This is a genomic window from Ectopseudomonas khazarica (assembly GCF_004521985.1).
In the GTDB taxonomy this organism is placed as follows: domain Bacteria; phylum Pseudomonadota; class Gammaproteobacteria; order Pseudomonadales; family Pseudomonadaceae; genus Aquipseudomonas; species Aquipseudomonas khazarica.
The window spans coordinates 18,312-36,268 of sequence record NZ_SBHZ01000021.1 but is presented as its reverse complement, the minus strand read 5'-3'; the positions used below and the strand labels follow the sequence as shown (position 1 = coordinate 36,268).

The window sequence follows — 17,957 nt, the reverse complement described above, 5'->3', positions numbered from 1 at the left end:
TCGCAGTAGCTAGTCATTGATAGGTGTGGAAGTGTTCTGTCTTAATAGCGATACGTCGCGTCTGGTTTTTAAAATATAATCAATCCACTCGTTGTGGTTTGACGGCAAATAGATCATGCCAGAAACTCTTGTGATTGCAGTGTAGATTAGTGCAAGCTTTTTCGAGAAGCTTCTTTTGCTTGTTAGTGATGAGAAGTAATACAAGTCCTCAGATATTGCCAGTCGAGGCAATTCATAGTTCTTGCAAGAGAAAACAGTGGCTACAAGATAGCGAGAAGGAGTGCTTTGCATTAATTCATCTAACTCTGCGCAAGAGTAAAGTTGGGAGACACCAAATTTCGAGCCCACCTCTTCAAGCCATTTATCTACACGTGAGAAAGAGTCGCTCCAAGACATAGCTTGCCGCAGCTGCCCCCAAGTCTGATAGCCGGATATTGCTCCATGCGTCGGACGCTTGCCATGTACGAATAAGTTAAGGCAGTCTTCTATAAAGTCTTTAAATTGGCTGTTCCAATCAATTACAGCTACTGTCTTGTTTAGTTGGCGACTTTTGATGAGCCAATCAAAAATTCCCCATTCGTCGGCCGTCAAAATTACGCATTGATCTGGTGGGAATGAGCTTGGGTCATACTCTTCGACAACAGTCTCTTTGTTTTTGTCTGCCTGGAAAGGGTGGCTACGTGACTCTGGATAAGCTTCTACCAACTGATTGACATAATCGGTAAGCGAGGGGCCTGCTCGTAGTGATAAGGACATCTCACGATGACGTATGGATGCTTTGTGAGCTACGTACTGACCTTCTAAATTTTGCAAAGGGTCGCCCAAGGCAATAACTGGCTGTGGGGTCATATCAAGTATGTTGATCATTGGCTGGGACAAATCGTGACCTTCGTCAACGAGGATCACTTCTGACTGCTCAGGAATTTGTAGTCCAGCCAATGACATTTGCTTGATGCGGTGATAGCCGCGCACAGGAATGCATTCATCGCCGATCTCAAGGGGCGACATTTTAAACCAGAGTTTCGCCGACGCAGCGGCCACAATCTCTTGGTTAGCTTTAGAAAGGTAAGTGATGTAGTTCCGAGGTATGTGCTTGGTAGTAATTACTGAATCATCGGATTCACAAAATTTATACACAACCGCCCAACATAGCGAGGCCACCTGGGGGGGACTTAAATTCCCAATGGAACCAAACGCGAGCTGCTCTGCAAGCTTGTAATAATTAAGAGACACCCTTGAAGAGGTGACAAGATTGGCCTCAAGATTTTTGTTTCCTTTTGCGAGGACTCGCTCTGCCATGCTTTTGAACGTACTAGTCCAGATCTGACCCTTGAAACGCTTCTGAATGGGAAGGAGTTTGGCGCTAACATCCGCAAGAAAAAGAAATTTTCGATCCGGCATTAATTCCAGAATCTCTGCTAATACATAAGTTTTTCCTGTGCCGGCGAGGGCTTGGGCTTCGATTGATTCTTGCGGGTTTGCACGTACGGTATCTACAAAGCGCAGTTGTGGATCGCTCAATAGAACAATATGACCACTGGGTCTCCTGTACTCATGACGTATAGCTCCCGAAAATTTTGCATACTGCCGCGAGAAATCAAAATTCCATGATCCATCGGGGTGCAGAAACTGACGTTTATAAAGCGCATCGTGGTCCAGCAGACCCACTCCAGCCGCTGGAGCTAGAATAAGACCCGCTGTGAATGCCTGTTGTGAGTAGTCAGTGCTCAATACTGATCGCAAAGTGTCAGTTGAGTAACCAAGCAATTTAACGAAATTTCGTTCAAGCTCTAGTGAGCGAGTATTTTGTGAATGTAATTTCGGGAGTTGCTGAAGGAAAATGACAGCCGCAGCTTCGTATCGAGCTAGACTCGGAAAATCAGGAACTGTGCCGCTCGAAAGGGCGGCGCAGAAGCTTTCACTTAGGGGCAAGTACCAGTCCGGGCGATTCATAGCATTAGACATTGGCTCAAGAGGTGGCTCATCATGCCATTTCTAAGCTCGGAATACTACTGTGCCAACCTGTTGAGTAATACGCACTGATTGTGTTTTGTTCTTAGGCTAGCCTAAGGTAGTCACGGAATTCAGCTAAATGGTCTCATCAAGTAGAATACTTCCGCTATACAGTTTGATGTATAGGGTGAATTAGACAACATTAAGCTTGGGGTTTATCAGCTATTAAGCGGGAGTGGAGCAATATAGTGACAAAAAGGAAGGGGGTGGGTTCCCGTCCTCTTTATTGAGCGCGGGGGAAATAGTTATAGCTCAACAGTGGCTAGAGTTCGTACTGGGTCATTGAGCAAATTGCTCACAAGGTCGATTTTAGTGACCTGCATGACCACATATTTTATTTTGTAATCGTCATTTTTGTCTTGGGCAATTGAGTGAATAAAGCCATAGAGCTTGAAATTTACGTTCGCCGAATACTTGCCATTGTACTGGCTTATTTCGCGAGCAGCATCTTCTGGGATTTTTATGAGGTCAAAGTCCGATGCGTTTATAAAAGAAAGCTTGTGGTCAATGACGTCTGGGAAACGAATCGATCCGCGTTTGTATGGTGTAAAGTTATCTTCGTGTGACTCATCTTTGAAAGAATTGTTTGTTAAGAAACCCTGTCTCTCAAAGTCGTAGTCTCCAAGGCTCAAACCGCTAGAGATATCAATTGTAATATTCCTAACTCCCGAAACTTTAGAAATTTTATCATTCAAGATTGGTTTGATTAACTTGATGGTGTCTCTCTTAGAGAATTGATCTCCATCTCTGTATTTATCTATAAGGCTGGCTAGTTTCTTATCGCCCAGGTCGTCGCTTATTGGATATACTTTCGCGATAGCTGCTGCCGTATCAAACTCGCCATTGAAGTTATGCGCATAAAAATACAACAAATCCATTCCGCGAGTGATTTTGTAATAATCACCGTTAAATGAGCCTGTTTTCGGAAGTAATCGTACACCTAGGTCTTCCAATGATGGTTTAACAGGGGGCGCGAGAGATGGAGGAGTTTCTTGGTTTTGGGATTCGGTGTTTGCCGCTAGATTCGCACCTTGTTTTAGAGCGTCTTCATCTGAACAGCCAGTGATTAAGATACTTCCGAGTATAGATGCGCAAAGTGCTATGGCGCATTGAGTGTAGTTGGACTGCATTATGCTTTCCTTAAATGCTGTTTGTGGTATGAAACTAATGCTTAAAGACACAGACTGGTGTTTACACTGTCATAACCTTCAAGCTTGTATATATAGCCGACGGTTGACTTGTTCCCAAGAATTCCGTCTGTAGTGATTTTCACTTCTTGTGAGCCATGTAACTCGTTTAGTAGTCGGCTGCCTTGTGGAGCCTGTAATTCAGCTCTTTGCCAATCCAACGGCCAGCGCTCTTTAAATGCGGGTTTGTTATCAATGTAGAAAGTTAGATTGAACGTATCGTTTCTTCCATTAGCTAGCCCAAGCATATAAGGTAGCGCTTGTATTCGCATTGATCGCTCACCAGCAAAGCAATCAATTGTCATCCTGAATTTATCCTTGGTTCTGACTCCTAGGATGGTATAGGCTGGACTAGTCGCGGAAGAGAATATTGCTTTTTTTCCGGTACTTGCTTTGAAACCCTGCTCAGGTTTGATTTTCAACCAATTGCCGGTAATAGTTGCGCCACTGCTTTTGGCGTTAATTCGGCATGACGGTGCAGATTCGCGAGCCATGATTTCGCAAAAATCAGCAAACCCCATGGAAGGTACCAAAGCTAATATGCTTGCAGATAAAACAATAAAGTATTGGCGTACTGCTAGCATGTTCATCCCTTGTAGTTAATTGCAGTGTTATGCCAGGCGCTGTTTAATTCCATGGCGGCTCGTGCAAAATACTTTCTCTCGGTGCGTATCTTAATGATTTGCCCGGTCACAGTTACGAGCATCAGGACAGATGCCAAAAGGAAATAGTTCTTTACCATCTGTTCGCCACCACCTTTGTACATGGCTGGGAGCCAAGGAATGGCGCTCATTAATATCAAGAAGGCACTATAAGCCCTGTTTCCTTTCATTCTTTTGTAATTGCCGAGTATGTTCCCCCCGTTGAGAAAGAAATACGTGCCAGCGACCAGCCCGCCGATATATCCAACTACAGGTATGCTTAATAGTAAGGATACAAATGCAGCGCTTATAATTTCGGACGCTAAGCTCTTCTGATTGAGTGGGGATTCAACTGGGATGTCCCTAGAGCGCTTGAATGCAATAATCTCTCCGTGCAGAAAGGCTATTGCTATCTTTGCTCCTGGAACCAGAGGCATTTGAAAATTTGTCAATGTGACTTTAGCTACATTCTGCGTATTCAGATCTTTCAGCCAACCCAGTTTCGTATGGGTTGTATCAATTCCCTCGTAGTTACCGTGGACGTAGCTTGACTCGTCAGAGCTTAGAACTTCGTAAATACCTGTCTGTAATGCCATTTTTCACCAGATTTGCGTCATAAGCAGCTATCGAAAGCCATGCATCCGCTCTAGGTCCTCAGGGAGGGTTCCTTCGCCCTGGAGGAGGGGCTGGCGGTCTGCCATTAATCATTTCACAAACCTACTATGGGATAAACCCTTTTTGGGATAATCCTGGATTGGGATTACTAAAGCCGTCGTCCATCCTCACCGGCGACGCAGCTTTGACGTCTATCTACTCCGATTCATACCAGCTCTTGCTCGAGCTGCTGGTTACCGAACGCAAGACCTCAGGACTGACCCAGACTCAGCTCGCTGATCGCTTAGGCAGACCCCAGTCGTTTGTATCGAAGTACGAGCGCGGAGAGCGCCGGCTGGATGTCGTTGAGTTGCTCCAGGTATGTCGGGCGATAGGCGCCGACCCGCACCGGATTGTTCAAGTGCTTGTAGAGCGGCAGTCGCAAGGGTAGGGCCGGTAGGGAGGTACTGGGGCTCGTTCAGACCCTTTCCTTGAGGTCGTAGCTGACGTGGCACAGTCCGGGGGGGGCGGGTCACCAAGCCTCTGGTCGCTGGCGGCCAGAAGTAGACCTGCTGGTCACCTCTGAGGCCCACTAACCAGATCTGTCTGAGAGCGGGCTGTTGAGGTCACAAAAATGTGAAAGGCTGTTGGCTGGACACGCTGGTGGTGCTCATCTAAAGCGGTGCAGAACGGGAGTTTACCTGGCGGATTTCTATAGCCCCATCGGGCGCCCCTCGATAGATCCGGAATTGATGGTGCGTATGCTGGTCGTCGGCTACTGCTATGGCATCCTGCGGCCCTAGATACATCACATAGAAATTCACCAAGATTTGGAGTCTGAGTATATGAAGACTGTTTACCTGGATGAAACTCCCGCCGGCTACAGCATGGGAACCTCTCAAGGCGGCGGGGTCGTACAGGTTCAATATCGCGGGATTTCGCTCTCTTCAAATGGCAAGGATTTCATCAGAAAGGTCGAGGGATTTCCAAATAAAATTCTTCAGCTGGTAAGTGAGGACTTCCATGCTTCAGACATACGGTGCTTTGTAGCCATCATTCACGCCGATCTAAAAGTAGAAGTATATATAAATGAGCTGGAAATATATGGTGAGGCGCTGGCCGCGAAGAGTGTAAAGGCAGGCGAGCCGGTAAGAAAAAGCGATGTATATCACTTTCATAGGATTTCATTCAAGGATTTAGAGTTTCCTCCTGATAGCGCATATATTGTGATTCTTAACAATGGATGGGACAGAATCCTTTGCTATGATTTTGGTCCGATCAACGAGAAAGAAAATTACCGCCCAATAGACTATGATGTTGGCCGATTTATCGGCGCCGGACTTTCTGCATCTATTTTTTATGACATATTTGATTTAGATGAGAGCGAATGGGACAAAGTCATCTCCTCAGGATGGTTCCCTTTCTCATATCTTGGATATGAACAGCAAAAAACACTATTTGCCTACATAAAAGCAGGGTGGAACACTGACGAAATCGAGAAGACCATCGACGAACTATTTTGCAAAGGCAGTGAGGTATGGCTGGAGCAGATCGCAACCAATGAGAAAATAGCGCAGCACTACGGCATCATCGAAAGCGCGATGAAGTACCACATCAACAAGCAGTACGACGCGTCCATACACATTTTATACCCAAGGATTGAGGCACTACTGCGTGAAGACTTCATTCGCGCCAATCCAAGCAAAGAGGGACGCCGCCAAGAAGCACTCTCAGAGCACATTCCGACATCCATCACACAGCACACACACAGCATAACAAGATTATTTCCCGAGCAGTTCGGCGAATATATACGGGAGTACTATTTTAAAGATTTCAATGTTTCCTGCATGAGTGATTTTGTTAGCCGGAACACCCTCGGACATGGGGTCGCCACAGCCGCATCATTCACTCGAAAATCATCACTAATAGGCTTTTTGATTCTGGATCAAATTCACAGATATACTGACTTATCAAGCAAGCTTGAAATAAGAGGCATTGGTGAAATATGACCCCTATCTCCGAAATCCAAACTTTGTTAGGTGAAAGCCTACTGCAAGCTTCATTACAGCCTAACGCTCGCGTTCCTCATTACTGTATTCGCTTCGAAAGGCTTATTTTGGCCGGTAGCCGACCCTCACCCAGGGCAGCAATCAACCAGAAGAAAACATTTACCTAGGCTTCTTGTAGGTTACCATGGTATTCAAGCATTTGTCCTCCGCGTACGGGAGGACAAGGATGGTTAGCTCGCCCCCTCGGACGCGCACCGGCCATGTTCGACCATTCATGAACTACCGGCTCAAAGAGGAAAGCGAATGCTGCTTCGAGGCGCTCTATCCTACTAATGCAAAGCAATCGATGTAAGATACAGCACACTTGAGTCTAAAGGGATGCATACAGTGTTTAGGGGATTGCTAGAGCTTATCTGGTCGGTGGGCAGTACTTCAATTGAGGTCTATGAGTGGAATCAAGTCGACGTGCGGAAGAGGCGCCTGCCGAACGCCCCTAGACTAGACAAACTTTCTACCAAACACCGAGATTTATCATTCAGTGGATGCAGCCTAGCCCATGCAGTAGTAAAGGCTGACTACATGGATCGAAGAAATTTAACGATGCCTGGCTTAGGATTTCTCCTACAAGCTTGTAGCGTAATTGACTTTGATAAGTCGCCAATTGAACTCAAGTCGGGCGCATCAAAAGCGCTAAACGATTCTTCCCTATCAAGTATGTCTGGTCGAGTAGGCCAAGGTCTGGCCATCTTATATGGGCATAGACTGGGCTTAAAATTTACCGCTCACCTGCGCTCTCATGTCGAGTCATTACCGGCTGGGAATTCTGGACTGCTTCATAAGAACGAAGCTATGGCCGACTTTCTTTTCGCTGACGATCAGAAAACTGTAATCATCGAATCAAAAGGTAGTTTTTCCCTACGGGAAAACGATCCTAGCCCAATAAAAGCTGTGCTTAAAGCAGCGCTGCAAGATCAGGTTGATCCGTGGATGATTTACCTCCAGCCGACACCAAGTAATGGATATGTGACTTATTCATGCATTCGAGAAGCTGGCTCTGAGCCATCTGCGATGTTCGTCGTTGACCCCGAAGGAGGCAGCCTTGAATCTTCCGATGTTCCTCTTAGTGTCGAGCAGGTGATGAGGGAAAACTATGGTGCATGGCTTCGTGCAATGGGGATGACTGACAGTGCAGAGCGGCTGCTGAATTCACTATCTGATGTGAGGGGGGCAGTTGAATACAGTTTTCTGATTGTCGACGTTGAGGGTCGTAAATTTGCTTTCCCCGATGGCTCGCTCTCGTTTATGCCTTTCTACTACTCGCCGTGGCAATGGAAAGGAATTTGGATTGGGATTGGCCTCGACTTTTTGGTGCTTCAGGCAATTTCATCGGCTATTCAATCTAAGGACATTTTACTTCAGAAGTTGTTGGTTAGTTCTTCCGATATAAGGGAACTTAGCTATAGAAATGCCAGTGTTTTTCCTGACGGTTCAATATTTGGGCAGATTGAATTCGACGTAGTCGACTATGTGCAGGTCATGCTCTGAGCAGTTCCATCCCTGCTGCATCCAATAAATTTTGTATGCATCATTCAGTTTCCGCTCCCGGCAGATAGCGGCCCTCCACAACAGGCCGCTGTCGGCCAAAAGCGGACCCTGGCGGGCGGGCGCTGGACTGAGTTCGATCACTGCAATACTCATCGGGTAGACTAAGCGCTCGGTTTAATTCGCAATGGAGGCGAAGTGAAGATAAGAAGAATCGAAACCCTGAACTTCAGGGGGATCAAAAAACTCGCATGGAACCTACCTGATCAGCGCATCTTCTGCCTGATTGGCAAAGGGGACTCAGCTAAAACGACGATTCTCGAAGCGATTCGCTGTGCCTTCCACCCCCAGTGGAATCTCGCGTTCAATGACTCGGATTTTTATCTTTGTAAGACGGACGATCCGATAACGATTGAAATTCTTTTTGGTGATCTGCCAGATGAGTTCTGCTCAGCACAAAAATACGGCGCACATCTTCGAGGTTGGGACATAGCCGCGTTTAGCCTTCATGACGAGCCGGAGGACGATGACGAGTTGGTGCTTAGCGCCCGGCTTACAGTGGCAAGGGATCTGGAGCCAAAATGGAAGATCGTCACTGATAGAAACCCTGAGGGCGTTGACTTCAAGGCTGCGGACAGAGCAAAGGTAAATGTCGGGCTGATCGGTTCATATAGCGAGAAACAACTGACCTGGGCGGCTGGAACCGCGCTGGCCAGGATCACAGAGTCTGACAACCTAAGTGAATCTCTCGTGGACGCAACACGCGCTGCACGAAGTTCGCTCGATGGACAGCGTGCAGTTGCATTGAAGAGTTTTGATGCGGCAGCAGCCAAATCGGAGGGTGTAGCGAAGAGGCTTGGTGTTCCAGTCGACGACACATACAAGGCCCACCTGGACGTTGGCTCCATTAGCATTCGGGTCGGCGGACTGACGTTGCACGACGGTGAGATGCCACTACGCCAGCTTGGGCTGGGCTCTCGGAGAATGCTTCTTTGCGGCATACAAAAGGAAAACCTAGAGGAGAGGCACGTCACCCTCTTCGACGAACTGGAGCTTGGCCTAGAACCTCACCGCATTGCACGTCTGATCAAGCACATCAAAGGTGACGAAACAGGGCAGTATTTTTTGACTACCCATTCCCCGTCCGTCTTGCGCGAGCTGACAGTTGATCAACTTCACGTAGTTCACAAAATGGCCGGTGAAGTAAAGATAGTCGCCACGGTTGGTAAGGATCTTGATGGTTTGAACATTCAAGGTCAGCTTAGATCCAGCGCAGAAGCGTTCTTGTCCATGAAAGTAATTGTTTGCGAAGGCGCCACGGAAGTGGGATTCCTGCGCGGCCTAGATAATCATTGGATGAGATCTGGTCTTAATCCGTTCTCATACTTAGGTGCGGTACTGCTAGATGCTAACGGGGCAAGCAAGCTCAAAGGCCTCGCTACTGGCTTCAAAGCGCTTCACTACAATGTATGCGCTGTTGTGGATGGCGATGCACCGATACAGTTCTCACCTAAGGATGCAGAGGACTTAGGCAAGCAGGCCATTGAAGTGCTTATGTGGTCCGAACAGCTCGCCCTTGAACAGAGAGCAATGCTAGACCTGCCTTGGGTTAGCGTTCTCGCAAGCGTCAAGCTTGCCCAGGACTTGGGTTTTCCTGTACATGATAATGTGTGCTCGAAACTAGCCGTTGTACTCGATAAAGATGTCATGAACTGGGCTGAGTCAAACGACTTGCGCAAGGCTATCGGTAACGCAGCGAAGAGTTCGAATTGGTTCAAGTCCATCTCCGGTGGAGAAAGCTGGGTTGAAGTAATAGCTCCTGCTTTCGAGGATGCAGAATTCAGAAAGCGCGACTTAGGCATGAAGATTAGTCAACTCCGCGTATGGGTGGATCATGGATGACAACTTGCCCTTAGAGCTGGCGAACTTTAACGGAAAAGGCTACGTGATTGCCCCAGCGGGATATGGCAAGACGCATTTGATAGCTATGGCCGTCAAGGCTTCGATGCAACGACAATTGATTCTGACGCACACGTATGCAGGTGTTAATTCGATCCAGAAAAAAATGCAGACGTTGGCAGTGCCCTCATCGCGCTATCAGATTGATACCATTGCAAGTTGGTCGCTGCGGATGTGCCTGAGCTTCCCCAAAACTTCCAATTGGACGCAGGAATACCCAAACGGAAATGAATGGCAAAAGCTCTACGCGGCCTGTACCTCCTTGCTCGATAGGCCCTTTGTTGAGCGAATAGTTCGCAGTTCGTATTCAGGTGTATATGTCGACGAGTATCAGGACTGCTCGACTCAACAGCACCTGTTGGTCGAGGCTCTAGCGAGCCTGTTGCCTTGCCGTTTGCTAGGCGATCCCATGCAGGCAATTTTCGATTTTGCGGATCAGCCCGTGGATTGGGAGCAGCATGTCTATCCTAACTATCAAAAACTGGGTGAGCTAAGGACACCATGGCGTTGGCATTTAGCCGGCGCTGAAGAACTTGGAGACTGGCTCGACGGCGTTAGTAGGCGTCTTCGCGCCGGCGAAAAAATATCGATTCATGCGCCATTACCTAAAGGAGTCGAGAGGGTTGCGGTGGATCTGGAGGATTTCACCAACCCAGCGCGTCTCAACTTTTTCTACAAATTTCTAGACTATGAAGAAGCGGTGATTGCCATTTATTCGGGGGATCAAAGGTCCAAGAACAAGGCGCACAAGCTCGCGCAACTGCTCCGCGGTAAGTTCTCTAGTATCGAGGAGGTCGAGGGGAAAGACCTGTTCGGCTTCATCAAGAAGCTCGAAAGTGCGCCGACGCCGAGCAAGAAATTGCTCCTAGTCATCGAGTTTGCAAAAAAATGCTTCAACTCGATCGATGGAATTTTGACGGCTGCGACTAAGCGGGGGGAGGTCGCGAAACTGACTAAGGCGACCAAATACCCAAATGTCTTGGAAGCGGCAAACAACTTCCTTACTGAGCCGACGAGTCAAAAATTGTCGTACTTGATGGCGGCTATTCAGCTAAATCCGGAAACTTCTGCATATCGACGTGACCTGTTGAACAGGCTGGTGAAGGTTCTGCGTATACATGAAGAGAATAATGATTTAAGCCTCATGGAAAGCGCACAGCGTTTCCAGCGAGACTTCCGTCATGCCGGACGACCAATACGCCACAACAAACTTATAGGCACGACTTTGCTGGTCAAGGGGTTGGAATATCACCATGCGATCATTCTTGAAGCTGACGCCATGACACCGAAGGAACTCTATGTCGCGCTAACTCGCGGAGCCAAGAGCATCACGATCGTGAGCCTTAAGAGCGTCATTCCTACCTGATATTTGAGTCGGTCCATTTTTATGAACGCTCTCTGAACGTCCGCAATGGTCGACTGCTGCCGGCCGCGACAGGCCGGCGTCGACCCCAAGTAGCCGATAGGCACCAGCAGAAATCGGCCGACTTTGGTCGACTCCGTGGCATTCCCTAAGTCACGCAAGGTGTGGTGCTCGTATTCTTACACTCGGGCTTTGTCATTCCGTAGGGATGGCGGTTGCAGGAGCTGAGTACAGCCGCCGTTAAAAGACTCCATGATCTGTCTAGTTCTCGCGCCAAGGTGAGGATTCAAGTCCCTTCGGATCATAAGCCCAGTCTGATATAGGTACGACTCGCATCCTGGAAGGAACCGATTCGATCAAAGGAGAAGCCGCGTTCTTGCTGAGGTCGCCAAGCTTCAGCTGGACCCTCTCCAGGTTCGCGACATCCTCTGCTGTTAGGGATATTTCAGAGGCAGCAACTGCACTCTTTGGATCTGTCAATCCGAACACAAAGCGATAACGCTCCAATGAGTCGGCCTCTTCGGTTGAAAGCTTTAGGTTTTTTTTCAATACCCCAATGTCAGCCTTATCGAAGAGCAAGGCATTGCAGAACCTTGGACATGGGGGGCTCGGAAGAAATGGAAAGACATCACATCGACACTCGGTGGCAGCCGAAACAATCGATGAAATACCCAGTAGTAGCCCACCTACGGCAATCAATCTCACACTCATGATTTGCCCTCCTGGCGAAATATAACCCACCAAATCAAGTAAGCTGCAAGCCAGATCGAGCAAGCAATCACCCCCCAGAGCAGATAATTCAGCTGGGTTTCGTAGTGGGTGTTGATCTGGTCAAAAGCAAGTTGCTGAGCATCACCTTTAGTGAACAGAGTGGCAAGGTAGCTGCGTGCAAGCTCATTCCCCGCTCTGATAGAGATCAGTAAGGAAAACCACGCAAAGGCGAGGATGAAATAAAAGCTTCGCGCCCAGCGATTCCGGGGACTGAAATGCGATGATCCGATTACCACAGCAATTGAACCGCCCAGCATCGCCAGCGCCCAGGTAGTCAACTGCGCGGAGGTGGCTGCGACCTCCTTGAGCCCCGCCAAGAACGGTTCCATCTCCACCTCCCTGGTGGCAACCAGCTGGTCTCCTGAGGTTAGCCCCAGGCTAGGATTTCGCAATGTCACCACGCAGCGATCTTGTGAATGGCTGCTTGATGTCGATCCAGAAGGGGTGTGGCCCCTCTATTGCTTTAGGTGTCGAGCATGTCCCATTCATCTCCTAGTACCCAGCGGAGAGCGGAAAGCTTGCCGTTGAGCATGCCCCACTCAAAATCGTCCCAAGGGCCAGTGTCCTCGTACTGATTTCTCACCCTCTCAGCAGCGGCCAATGCACCTTTCCAGATGTGTTGGTGAATCTCACCATTGGAATTACGTTCAACTCCATCGGGGATGAGATTGATAGTTCCTTGCTCAATGTGGTGAGCGCGGCTCATATGCCTGTTGTACCAAACTTTATCGACCAGCTCGTCCATTGCCCCCAAGATTTCTTGTAGGCCGCGTGTCTGATCCTCCCAGGCCCAGTCGTACTCATAGTGGAACTCTTCGAGGTCGAGCAGAACCTCTACGGCCTGGCTTGTGGCATTGTAGAAATGGGTTTGGTCATCAAAGATTTCTGCAAAATCTTCGTGAGGTAAGCGGTGGTCTTTGGCTGAAAAATCATTGACGTTATGGGTGACGAACCGAAAGGAGTCGTACTCATCTGCGTGTTCTATCCGATACTCTTGGAATGCCTCAATAAGCACCGCGTCGGCAACACTATTTTTTTGCTTGTGGAACGGAGCCTTCTTCGCGATTGCACGCTCAGCTGCTTTAATTTTTGCCTTATCAGTTATTGCTACAACCAAAGCTGTGTCGAATAACCTCAGGACGCGCTTAACCGTGCCCTCGGTGGCTTCTGAAAGTATTGGCAGACGGTGATTCACGTCATCCAACGTCTGAAGCGCTACGTCCCTTCCGTCGCCGCCGAACGACTCAATGACACCTTTAACCACCCTGAATTCGTTCGCGAGGCGTTTGCGTGTGGCCTCGATCACCCTGTCTTTATTTCGCTCGTACTCAGTCCGTACCAAGTCGGGCAGCAGGATCTTGATAACGCCATCCTCGACTAGATGCTCTATCGCCGTGAGCATTGGCAGCTCTGACTTCTGGGATGAAATATCAAGCCATACGCATGTATCGAGCATTACCAGATGCATTGAAGCTCCTTTGGGGTTTCAGATCTCTATACTTGGCCTCGGCCAGAGACCCATTATGGTCTGCCCCAGTCATCTTGTGTGACTCGGGCAGGCGCCCATTGATGCGGCAGCAATTGGCCAATTTCTGCCTTTCAGGACCGGCAGCTGTCGGCTACAAGCGGACTATAAATTCCGAAAATGATCATCTTCGCGTTTGCACTGAGCTTCCGGCTTGCTGTAACGCTTAATCCACAGCAAATAGATGAGTATCGTGGAAAATAGAAGAACCTTTTTATGAACACACGCCGTGCTCAATCTGGCCTATCAGATTTAGTACATCAGCATTATTGGCTTCTACAGGCTTAACCCTTCCCAGCGCCAGTGCCGGTTTATTCAGCCAATTAATAGCCTCCGCTTCATTTTCGCCAAACAACTTAATAGCTGCTTCAAGAACTTCTTTATCTATCACTTTTTCTGCCACATCGTTCACCAGTATAGTTAATTAATATTAAATATGCGGTATAATAATAAAAAGCAACAGGATTTGCTATGTCTATCACTATAGAAGATTTCATCGTCGCGTTCGGAAGCGACTACATCCCGCTGAACGACCAAGGGCAGACGGATCAAGCCCAGGTGGACTGGGCTATCAATGCCGCTACGGGTACTGCGGATGCGTACCAGGCCGGTGATCTCATCTGTGTCGCACAAAGACCGGGCAACGAGCTTGGCTACACGCATACCGTCAATGTGATTGGCAGGTACAAGCTGCCAGTGCGTCCAGCAGGGGTGATGCTCAATGGCTGGTATTCCGGCAACAACGTGTCCAAAAGCTCGACGTACCAGATAAGGTGGTGCCGCCGCAGCAGCGATTACCGGGGCATTCTGCTCGACACCGACCCGCTTGACGTGCCGGAAGATGGGGTCACGTACAACGTGCGTTTGAAGCAGGGCGGCATCACCAAAGCGGTGAGTTATGGCGTAGATGGAAATGAGATTGACATGAGCGGATCGCTGATCCCGAAAGGTGAACTCTTAGTCGAGATCGAAGCAGTAGCAGATGCCGGAAATTCGATAGTGACAGATGTAGCCAAATTCAATATAACTGCTTGATATAAAAGGAGTTAATTGTCAATGTCATTTACACTTGAGAAGGCGCAGGCAGCACAGCCGAAGATTCTGGCGAACGGCATGAAGAGCTTCGATCACTTCAGAAATCTTGCCGGGAATCCGAAACTCGATGAGTTTTTTGTCGATGCCAATGCCTTGGCAGCCTTGCTGCCGGGGCTTCCGCTGGCAGGCGATTCAGCGCTAGAGAAGCTGTCGATGATCGCTGACAACAGCTACAAGACGTATGCCGTTTCTTTGAGCCGCTGGAACGAATGTGGCGCGCTTGATCGAAAAGCGGAAGTGTCGATTCCGCCAAGGATGAGGCGAGTTGATTTTTCAGGCTTAGCGCTCATTGAGGTCTGGGTAAAAGAGCCGCCGACTATCAAAGATATGTACGGCAATGTGGTTGTCGAACCAATGCATCTCGCTCTGACCTACAACGACCAGAAGCTCTTCTATGAAGAGCGAGTATCACTGGAACTCGGAAACATGCTAGAAGAGCTAGGCTACGAGTTCGAGAATCGCTGGTCCTGACCATCAATTTGATGGCCAGGCTGCTTCGATCACGTTGTCTTCGACAACTTTCAGCTTCACGCCGAATACCTCTCCAGCAGGCACCTGAATAGATATACCGGTTCTCTGGCTGACGAATGATTCGAGTTCGATCAGCTCGGCTTCCGTGATGCCTTCATTCACTGCACGAGCTGAGATCTTGCAGCATTCATCGAAAGCTTCGAATTCTTTGGTTGTCATGAAGTGATTAGCTGCTATGGCCATCGCTCGGCTCAGACGGATAGAAAAATCGCGTTCTTGAGATCTTGGGTGCATGATTAAGCTCCAACTACTTTAGCGAGAACTGGAGCGATTTTGGCTTCGTAGAGATCAAGATGTCGTTTGTTCATTGCTTCCTGTGCAGATGCGACGTTCTTGACACCTTTGTGCTCAGGCACCCAAGTGAACACGCCGATCAGTTCAAAGTCGAAAGTAAGCTTAATGGTTGTAAAAACATCATAAGTGCGAATCTTGAAGCTCAGATTGTAGTTGCTGGCTAGCTTAGAGAGGTGAATGTCTGAATAAAGACTAGAGCGTTCAGCTTTGAGGCTCTTAACCATTTTTTGAAGTATTGCTTCTGCTTTAAGTGTTATTTTAGTATCCATGCAATTTTTCCTTTTTTTGTTATTTTGTTTGCATAATTATATTATAACAGTATAAATTGCATTTTTAACATTGGCCGTTAAAATATTTAAAATAATATATAGGGACAGTAAATGAAAGCATTGGAAGAAGAGAAGGAGATGGCGCAGCAAGAGAAGCTGGATAAACTTAAAGAGTTAACAGCGGAAGAAGTGGAGCGGATTAATAAAGAGGGAGAGGCAGAGAAAACCAGGATATTAGAGAGATTTAATAAGAAGCCGCCACGAGGGCGGCGGGACTAGCTGAGTGATAGTTCGAGCCTTGGTTTTTCCGTTTCTTTTTCAAGAGAGTAGATTGGGCCAGGCGCGTCTTCTGGTGTATAGTCGATTTCGATTTTGCACCTGAAGATCGACAAGATTGCTTCGACTAGCTGCATTGCAGCTCTGGCCATTCTCAGTGCGCTCTCGTTCATGATCTTGAGTTGAAGCTGATCACGACGCAGTTTTTCTTGCTGATTGAAGACGTAGAAGAGCTTGTTGCCCTTTGTGTATGTTGGCTCCAGGATACGGCTTATAGCCGTACGTCGAGGCCGGTCAGCTTGTATGACAATGGCGAAAGTCTTTGTCCTCACTTTTGGTCTTTCGGTGCTGACGAAGAGCCCTCTGTGGGGTGTTGGTTGCGGTCCTGGCCGTTGCGCTGATTCTGCATCTCTTGTTCTAACAGCTTTCTGTAATTCTTGAAGCATAGATTCGTCATAGTGAATTCCTTCTCTTTTAATTAGATTTTGCCAAGTAAAACGCGATCTCTTAAGCTGGCGACCAGATATCGACTTCCCTTCGAACTTATAACTAATCCCAGTAGGCTTACCGGATTTGTCAGTCGTTAGTTCGACGCTAATTTGCGCTTTTTTCAGATGGGCGATGAAGTCGAGCATGTTTCCGCCGCGTTCTTGGGTACGTTCAAGAGCCGTAGCTACACGGGCAATGACTTTGTGCTTCCATGCGACATCCCCTGATTTCTGAGATGCTTCGACTTCATCACGGGTGAGGTTTACACCAAAAGTTTCGTGCGGCATCGGTACTACTTGTAGGCCGTATTCCTGCTCGATCTCTCTACACACGGCCATCAAGATCTCGTAGTCGTTGCTTTCTGAGAGCAGCTTGTAGTCACGCATGCTGATGCGGTTGGCGATTATGTGCATGTGCTGATGATCAGTGTCGTGATGCAGCATGCCGAAGAATTTATGGTCTTCTGTGTAGCCGAGTGCGCTCATTGTCTTATCCAGCACCTGCCGCCACTGGCTTGGGCTAAGGATCTCACCAGCAGCTAGGCTCAGTATGTAGTGCATGTGACACTTGCCCGAATCCTTCCCTGTAGCTGCTTTGCGTAAGTCGCATGGCATGTCCATTTCTTCAGTCAGTTCTTCAGGTGTTGAGCCAAATACGTTTCCACCAACAAATTCTACGTGCTCGCACTTGTGTTCGTGGCCTTTACCAAATACATACTCAACACGTGTTTTTGATGAGCCTTTTTCGTTTGCGAATTTTCTGGAGATCATGCTGATTCTCCCGTCATTGCTTTCATTAACAATTTTGCTTTGTGTGACAACTGCTCTCTCAGGATGGGCAGGTAGTTCTGATGCTCGGTAGGTGCGGCAAGGTATTTGTCGAGCAGCTGAACAGATGCGATAAGTACGCCATAAAAATTTTGGAGATTACCGGATACGATCCTTTTGGCCGGCAGTTCGCTGCGGAGTCCGGAACTGCGGAGGAAGACGGCTGGGCTATCGAACCCTTTCTCGTCCATAAGCTCTAGCAAGCGCTCATACTCTTCAGCATTAAGCGCGACGAGGATCTTGTTAGTTCTTTTCTTTGACTCTAGTAAGGCGGGTTTTCCCCTTTTGTTGTTTTTCATGATTTCACCTTTCTTATTATTATGGTTAATTGCTTTTGATTCTAATTGCGCAACACCCGCTGGGGTGTGAGCAGCCAGCGTATTAACGTTTACTACTTTGTCGATGAGGAACGAATAACGACTAAGTGGTAATAAGTTAATACATTGCTGGCTTAGAATTTCTTCTCTTAAATTGATTATATCACTAATTATTAACTTATTTTAATTGATCCATAACTTTTCGATTGATTGTTGAAAATATTTTTGCTAGAACAGATTGTTTTTATTGATTTG

At 47.9% G+C, this 17,957-nt stretch carries 20 protein-coding genes and 1 pseudogene; 9 read left to right on the top strand and 12 right to left on the bottom strand.

Features of this window, described 5'->3' with window-relative positions:
* Positions 1-9 precede the first annotated feature (9 nt).
* The 4 genes from EPK82_RS21885 to EPK82_RS21870 all read right to left on the bottom strand — a co-directional run bounded on the left by EPK82_RS21885 (position 10) and on the right by EPK82_RS21870 (position 4,437).
* Complete coding sequence (locus EPK82_RS21885; RefSeq protein WP_134678022.1) at positions 10-1,953, bottom strand: hypothetical protein; 1,944 nt, start codon at positions 1,951-1,953, stop codon at positions 10-12.
* Positions 1,954-2,258: 305 nt separating this feature from the next.
* Complete coding sequence (locus tag EPK82_RS21880; protein WP_134678021.1) at positions 2,259-3,143, bottom strand: hypothetical protein; 885 nt, start codon at positions 3,141-3,143, stop codon at positions 2,259-2,261.
* A 41-nt stretch (positions 3,144-3,184) separates the two neighbouring features.
* Positions 3,185-3,784 (bottom strand): hypothetical protein, encoded by a 600-nt coding sequence (locus tag EPK82_RS21875; RefSeq protein ID WP_134678020.1) that lies wholly within the window; start codon positions 3,782-3,784, stop codon positions 3,185-3,187.
* Between the two features lie 2 nt (positions 3,785-3,786).
* Positions 3,787-4,437 carry a hypothetical protein gene (locus EPK82_RS21870; RefSeq protein ID WP_134678019.1) on the bottom strand — a complete coding sequence of 217 codons (651 nt, stop codon included), beginning with the start codon at positions 4,435-4,437 and terminating at the stop codon, positions 3,787-3,789.
* A 158-nt stretch (positions 4,438-4,595) separates the two neighbouring features.
* Between EPK82_RS21870 and EPK82_RS21865 the strand changes: the two genes are divergently transcribed.
* The 6 genes and pseudogenes from EPK82_RS21865 to EPK82_RS21840 all read left to right on the top strand — a co-directional run bounded on the left by EPK82_RS21865 (position 4,596) and on the right by EPK82_RS21840 (position 11,311).
* Positions 4,596-4,886, top strand: a complete 291-nt coding sequence (locus tag EPK82_RS21865) for a helix-turn-helix domain-containing protein (RefSeq protein WP_341870012.1) — start codon at positions 4,596-4,598, stop codon at positions 4,884-4,886.
* A gap of 247 nt (positions 4,887-5,133) precedes the next feature.
* A pseudogene (locus EPK82_RS21860) lies at positions 5,134-5,226 on the top strand (transposase); the annotation flags it as partial.
* A 54-nt stretch (positions 5,227-5,280) separates the two neighbouring features.
* Complete coding sequence (locus EPK82_RS21855) at positions 5,281-6,444, top strand: hypothetical protein (RefSeq protein WP_134678018.1); 1,164 nt, start codon at positions 5,281-5,283, stop codon at positions 6,442-6,444.
* A gap of 579 nt (positions 6,445-7,023) precedes the next feature.
* On the top strand, positions 7,024-7,989 hold the full coding sequence (locus EPK82_RS21850; RefSeq protein WP_134678017.1) for a hypothetical protein: 966 nt from the start codon (positions 7,024-7,026) through the stop codon (positions 7,987-7,989).
* A gap of 195 nt (positions 7,990-8,184) precedes the next feature.
* On the top strand, positions 8,185-9,888 hold the full coding sequence (locus tag EPK82_RS21845; RefSeq protein ID WP_134678016.1) for an ATP-dependent nuclease: 1,704 nt from the start codon (positions 8,185-8,187) through the stop codon (positions 9,886-9,888).
* Complete coding sequence (locus EPK82_RS21840; protein ID WP_134678015.1) at positions 9,881-11,311, top strand: UvrD-helicase domain-containing protein; 1,431 nt, start codon at positions 9,881-9,883, stop codon at positions 11,309-11,311. The genes EPK82_RS21845 and EPK82_RS21840 overlap by 8 nt, the downstream gene beginning before the upstream one ends.
* A gap of 258 nt (positions 11,312-11,569) precedes the next feature.
* Here the strand turns inward: EPK82_RS21840 and EPK82_RS21835 are convergent, their stop codons facing one another.
* The 4 genes from EPK82_RS21835 to EPK82_RS21820 all read right to left on the bottom strand — a co-directional run bounded on the left by EPK82_RS21835 (position 11,570) and on the right by EPK82_RS21820 (position 14,016).
* Positions 11,570-12,019, bottom strand: coding sequence for a hypothetical protein (locus EPK82_RS21835; protein ID WP_134678014.1), 450 nt, complete (start codon positions 12,017-12,019; stop codon positions 11,570-11,572).
* Positions 12,016-12,408 (bottom strand): hypothetical protein, encoded by a 393-nt coding sequence (locus EPK82_RS21830; RefSeq protein ID WP_134678013.1) that lies wholly within the window; start codon positions 12,406-12,408, stop codon positions 12,016-12,018. The genes EPK82_RS21835 and EPK82_RS21830 overlap by 4 nt, the downstream gene beginning before the upstream one ends.
* Positions 12,409-12,542: 134 nt before the next feature.
* Entirely contained in the window at positions 12,543-13,547 is a 1,005-nt protein-coding gene (locus tag EPK82_RS21825; protein WP_134678012.1) for a PIN domain-containing protein, read from the bottom strand.
* 271 nt (positions 13,548-13,818) lie between these two features.
* Entirely contained in the window at positions 13,819-14,016 is a 198-nt protein-coding gene (locus tag EPK82_RS21820) for an antitoxin Xre/MbcA/ParS toxin-binding domain-containing protein (protein ID WP_208651168.1), read from the bottom strand.
* Positions 14,017-14,075: 59 nt separating this feature from the next.
* Here EPK82_RS21820 and EPK82_RS21815 point away from each other — a divergent pair, with 59 nt between their 5' ends.
* Both EPK82_RS21815 and EPK82_RS21810 read left to right on the top strand, forming a co-directional pair.
* Positions 14,076-14,639 carry a hypothetical protein gene (locus tag EPK82_RS21815; RefSeq protein WP_134678010.1) on the top strand — a complete coding sequence of 188 codons (564 nt, stop codon included), beginning with the start codon at positions 14,076-14,078 and terminating at the stop codon, positions 14,637-14,639.
* Between the two features lie 21 nt (positions 14,640-14,660).
* Complete coding sequence (locus tag EPK82_RS21810) at positions 14,661-15,170, top strand: hypothetical protein (RefSeq protein WP_134678009.1); 510 nt, start codon at positions 14,661-14,663, stop codon at positions 15,168-15,170.
* A 3-nt stretch (positions 15,171-15,173) separates the two neighbouring features.
* Here the strand turns inward: EPK82_RS21810 and EPK82_RS21805 are convergent, their stop codons facing one another.
* Together EPK82_RS21805 and EPK82_RS21800 are read right to left on the bottom strand one after the other, a co-directional pair.
* A complete protein-coding gene (locus tag EPK82_RS21805; protein WP_134678008.1) occupies positions 15,174-15,464 on the bottom strand; it encodes a hypothetical protein in 291 nt (96 codons plus the stop codon).
* Between the two features lie 2 nt (positions 15,465-15,466).
* On the bottom strand, positions 15,467-15,793 hold the full coding sequence (locus tag EPK82_RS21800) for a hypothetical protein (protein ID WP_134678007.1): 327 nt from the start codon (positions 15,791-15,793) through the stop codon (positions 15,467-15,469).
* Positions 15,794-15,904: 111 nt separating this feature from the next.
* Between EPK82_RS21800 and EPK82_RS24835 the strand changes: the two genes are divergently transcribed.
* Positions 15,905-16,072: a hypothetical protein gene (locus tag EPK82_RS24835; RefSeq protein WP_167494394.1), complete on the top strand. Its 168-nt coding sequence runs from the start codon at positions 15,905-15,907 to the stop codon at positions 16,070-16,072.
* Here the strand turns inward: EPK82_RS24835 and EPK82_RS21795 are convergent.
* Together EPK82_RS21795 and EPK82_RS21790 are read right to left on the bottom strand one after the other, a co-directional pair.
* Positions 16,069-17,328 (bottom strand): relaxase/mobilization nuclease domain-containing protein, encoded by a 1,260-nt coding sequence (locus EPK82_RS21795; protein ID WP_134678006.1) that lies wholly within the window; start codon positions 17,326-17,328, stop codon positions 16,069-16,071. The two genes, EPK82_RS24835 and EPK82_RS21795, sit on opposite strands and share 4 nt — an antisense overlap.
* Positions 17,325-17,684: a hypothetical protein gene (locus EPK82_RS21790; RefSeq protein WP_134678005.1), complete on the bottom strand. Its 360-nt coding sequence runs from the start codon at positions 17,682-17,684 to the stop codon at positions 17,325-17,327. Before EPK82_RS21790 ends, EPK82_RS21795 begins: the two co-directional genes overlap by 4 nt.
* Positions 17,685-17,957 lie beyond the last annotated feature (273 nt).

Coding starts and splice junctions, on each gene's coding strand:
- EPK82_RS21875 (WP_134678020.1), bottom strand. CDS start 3,784: ATGCTAGCAGTACGCCAATACTTTATTGTTTTATCTGCAAGCATATTA.
- EPK82_RS21790 (WP_134678005.1), bottom strand. CDS start 17,684: ATGAAAAACAACAAAAGGGGAAAACCCGCCTTACTAGAGTCAAAGAAA.
- EPK82_RS21830 (WP_134678013.1), bottom strand. CDS start 12,408: ATGGAACCGTTCTTGGCGGGGCTCAAGGAGGTCGCAGCCACCTCCGCG.
- EPK82_RS24835 (WP_167494394.1), top strand. CDS start 15,905: ATGAAAGCATTGGAAGAAGAGAAGGAGATGGCGCAGCAAGAGAAGCTG.
- EPK82_RS21885 (WP_134678022.1), bottom strand. CDS start 1,953: ATGAATCGCCCGGACTGGTACTTGCCCCTAAGTGAAAGCTTCTGCGCC.
- EPK82_RS21825 (WP_134678012.1), bottom strand. CDS start 13,547: ATGCATCTGGTAATGCTCGATACATGCGTATGGCTTGATATTTCATCC.
- EPK82_RS21880 (WP_134678021.1), bottom strand. CDS start 3,143: ATGCAGTCCAACTACACTCAATGCGCCATAGCACTTTGCGCATCTATA.
- EPK82_RS21805 (WP_134678008.1), bottom strand. CDS start 15,464: ATGCACCCAAGATCTCAAGAACGCGATTTTTCTATCCGTCTGAGCCGA.
- EPK82_RS21800 (WP_134678007.1), bottom strand. CDS start 15,793: ATGGATACTAAAATAACACTTAAAGCAGAAGCAATACTTCAAAAAATG.
- EPK82_RS21810 (WP_134678009.1), top strand. CDS start 14,661: ATGTCATTTACACTTGAGAAGGCGCAGGCAGCACAGCCGAAGATTCTG.
- EPK82_RS21850 (WP_134678017.1), top strand. CDS start 7,024: ATGGATCGAAGAAATTTAACGATGCCTGGCTTAGGATTTCTCCTACAA.
- EPK82_RS21815 (WP_134678010.1), top strand. CDS start 14,076: ATGTCTATCACTATAGAAGATTTCATCGTCGCGTTCGGAAGCGACTAC.
- EPK82_RS21795 (WP_134678006.1), bottom strand. CDS start 17,328: ATGATCTCCAGAAAATTCGCAAACGAAAAAGGCTCATCAAAAACACGT.
- EPK82_RS21870 (WP_134678019.1), bottom strand. CDS start 4,437: ATGGCATTACAGACAGGTATTTACGAAGTTCTAAGCTCTGACGAGTCA.
- EPK82_RS21835 (WP_134678014.1), bottom strand. CDS start 12,019: ATGAGTGTGAGATTGATTGCCGTAGGTGGGCTACTACTGGGTATTTCA.
- EPK82_RS21840 (WP_134678015.1), top strand. CDS start 9,881: ATGGATGACAACTTGCCCTTAGAGCTGGCGAACTTTAACGGAAAAGGC.
- EPK82_RS21855 (WP_134678018.1), top strand. CDS start 5,281: ATGAAGACTGTTTACCTGGATGAAACTCCCGCCGGCTACAGCATGGGA.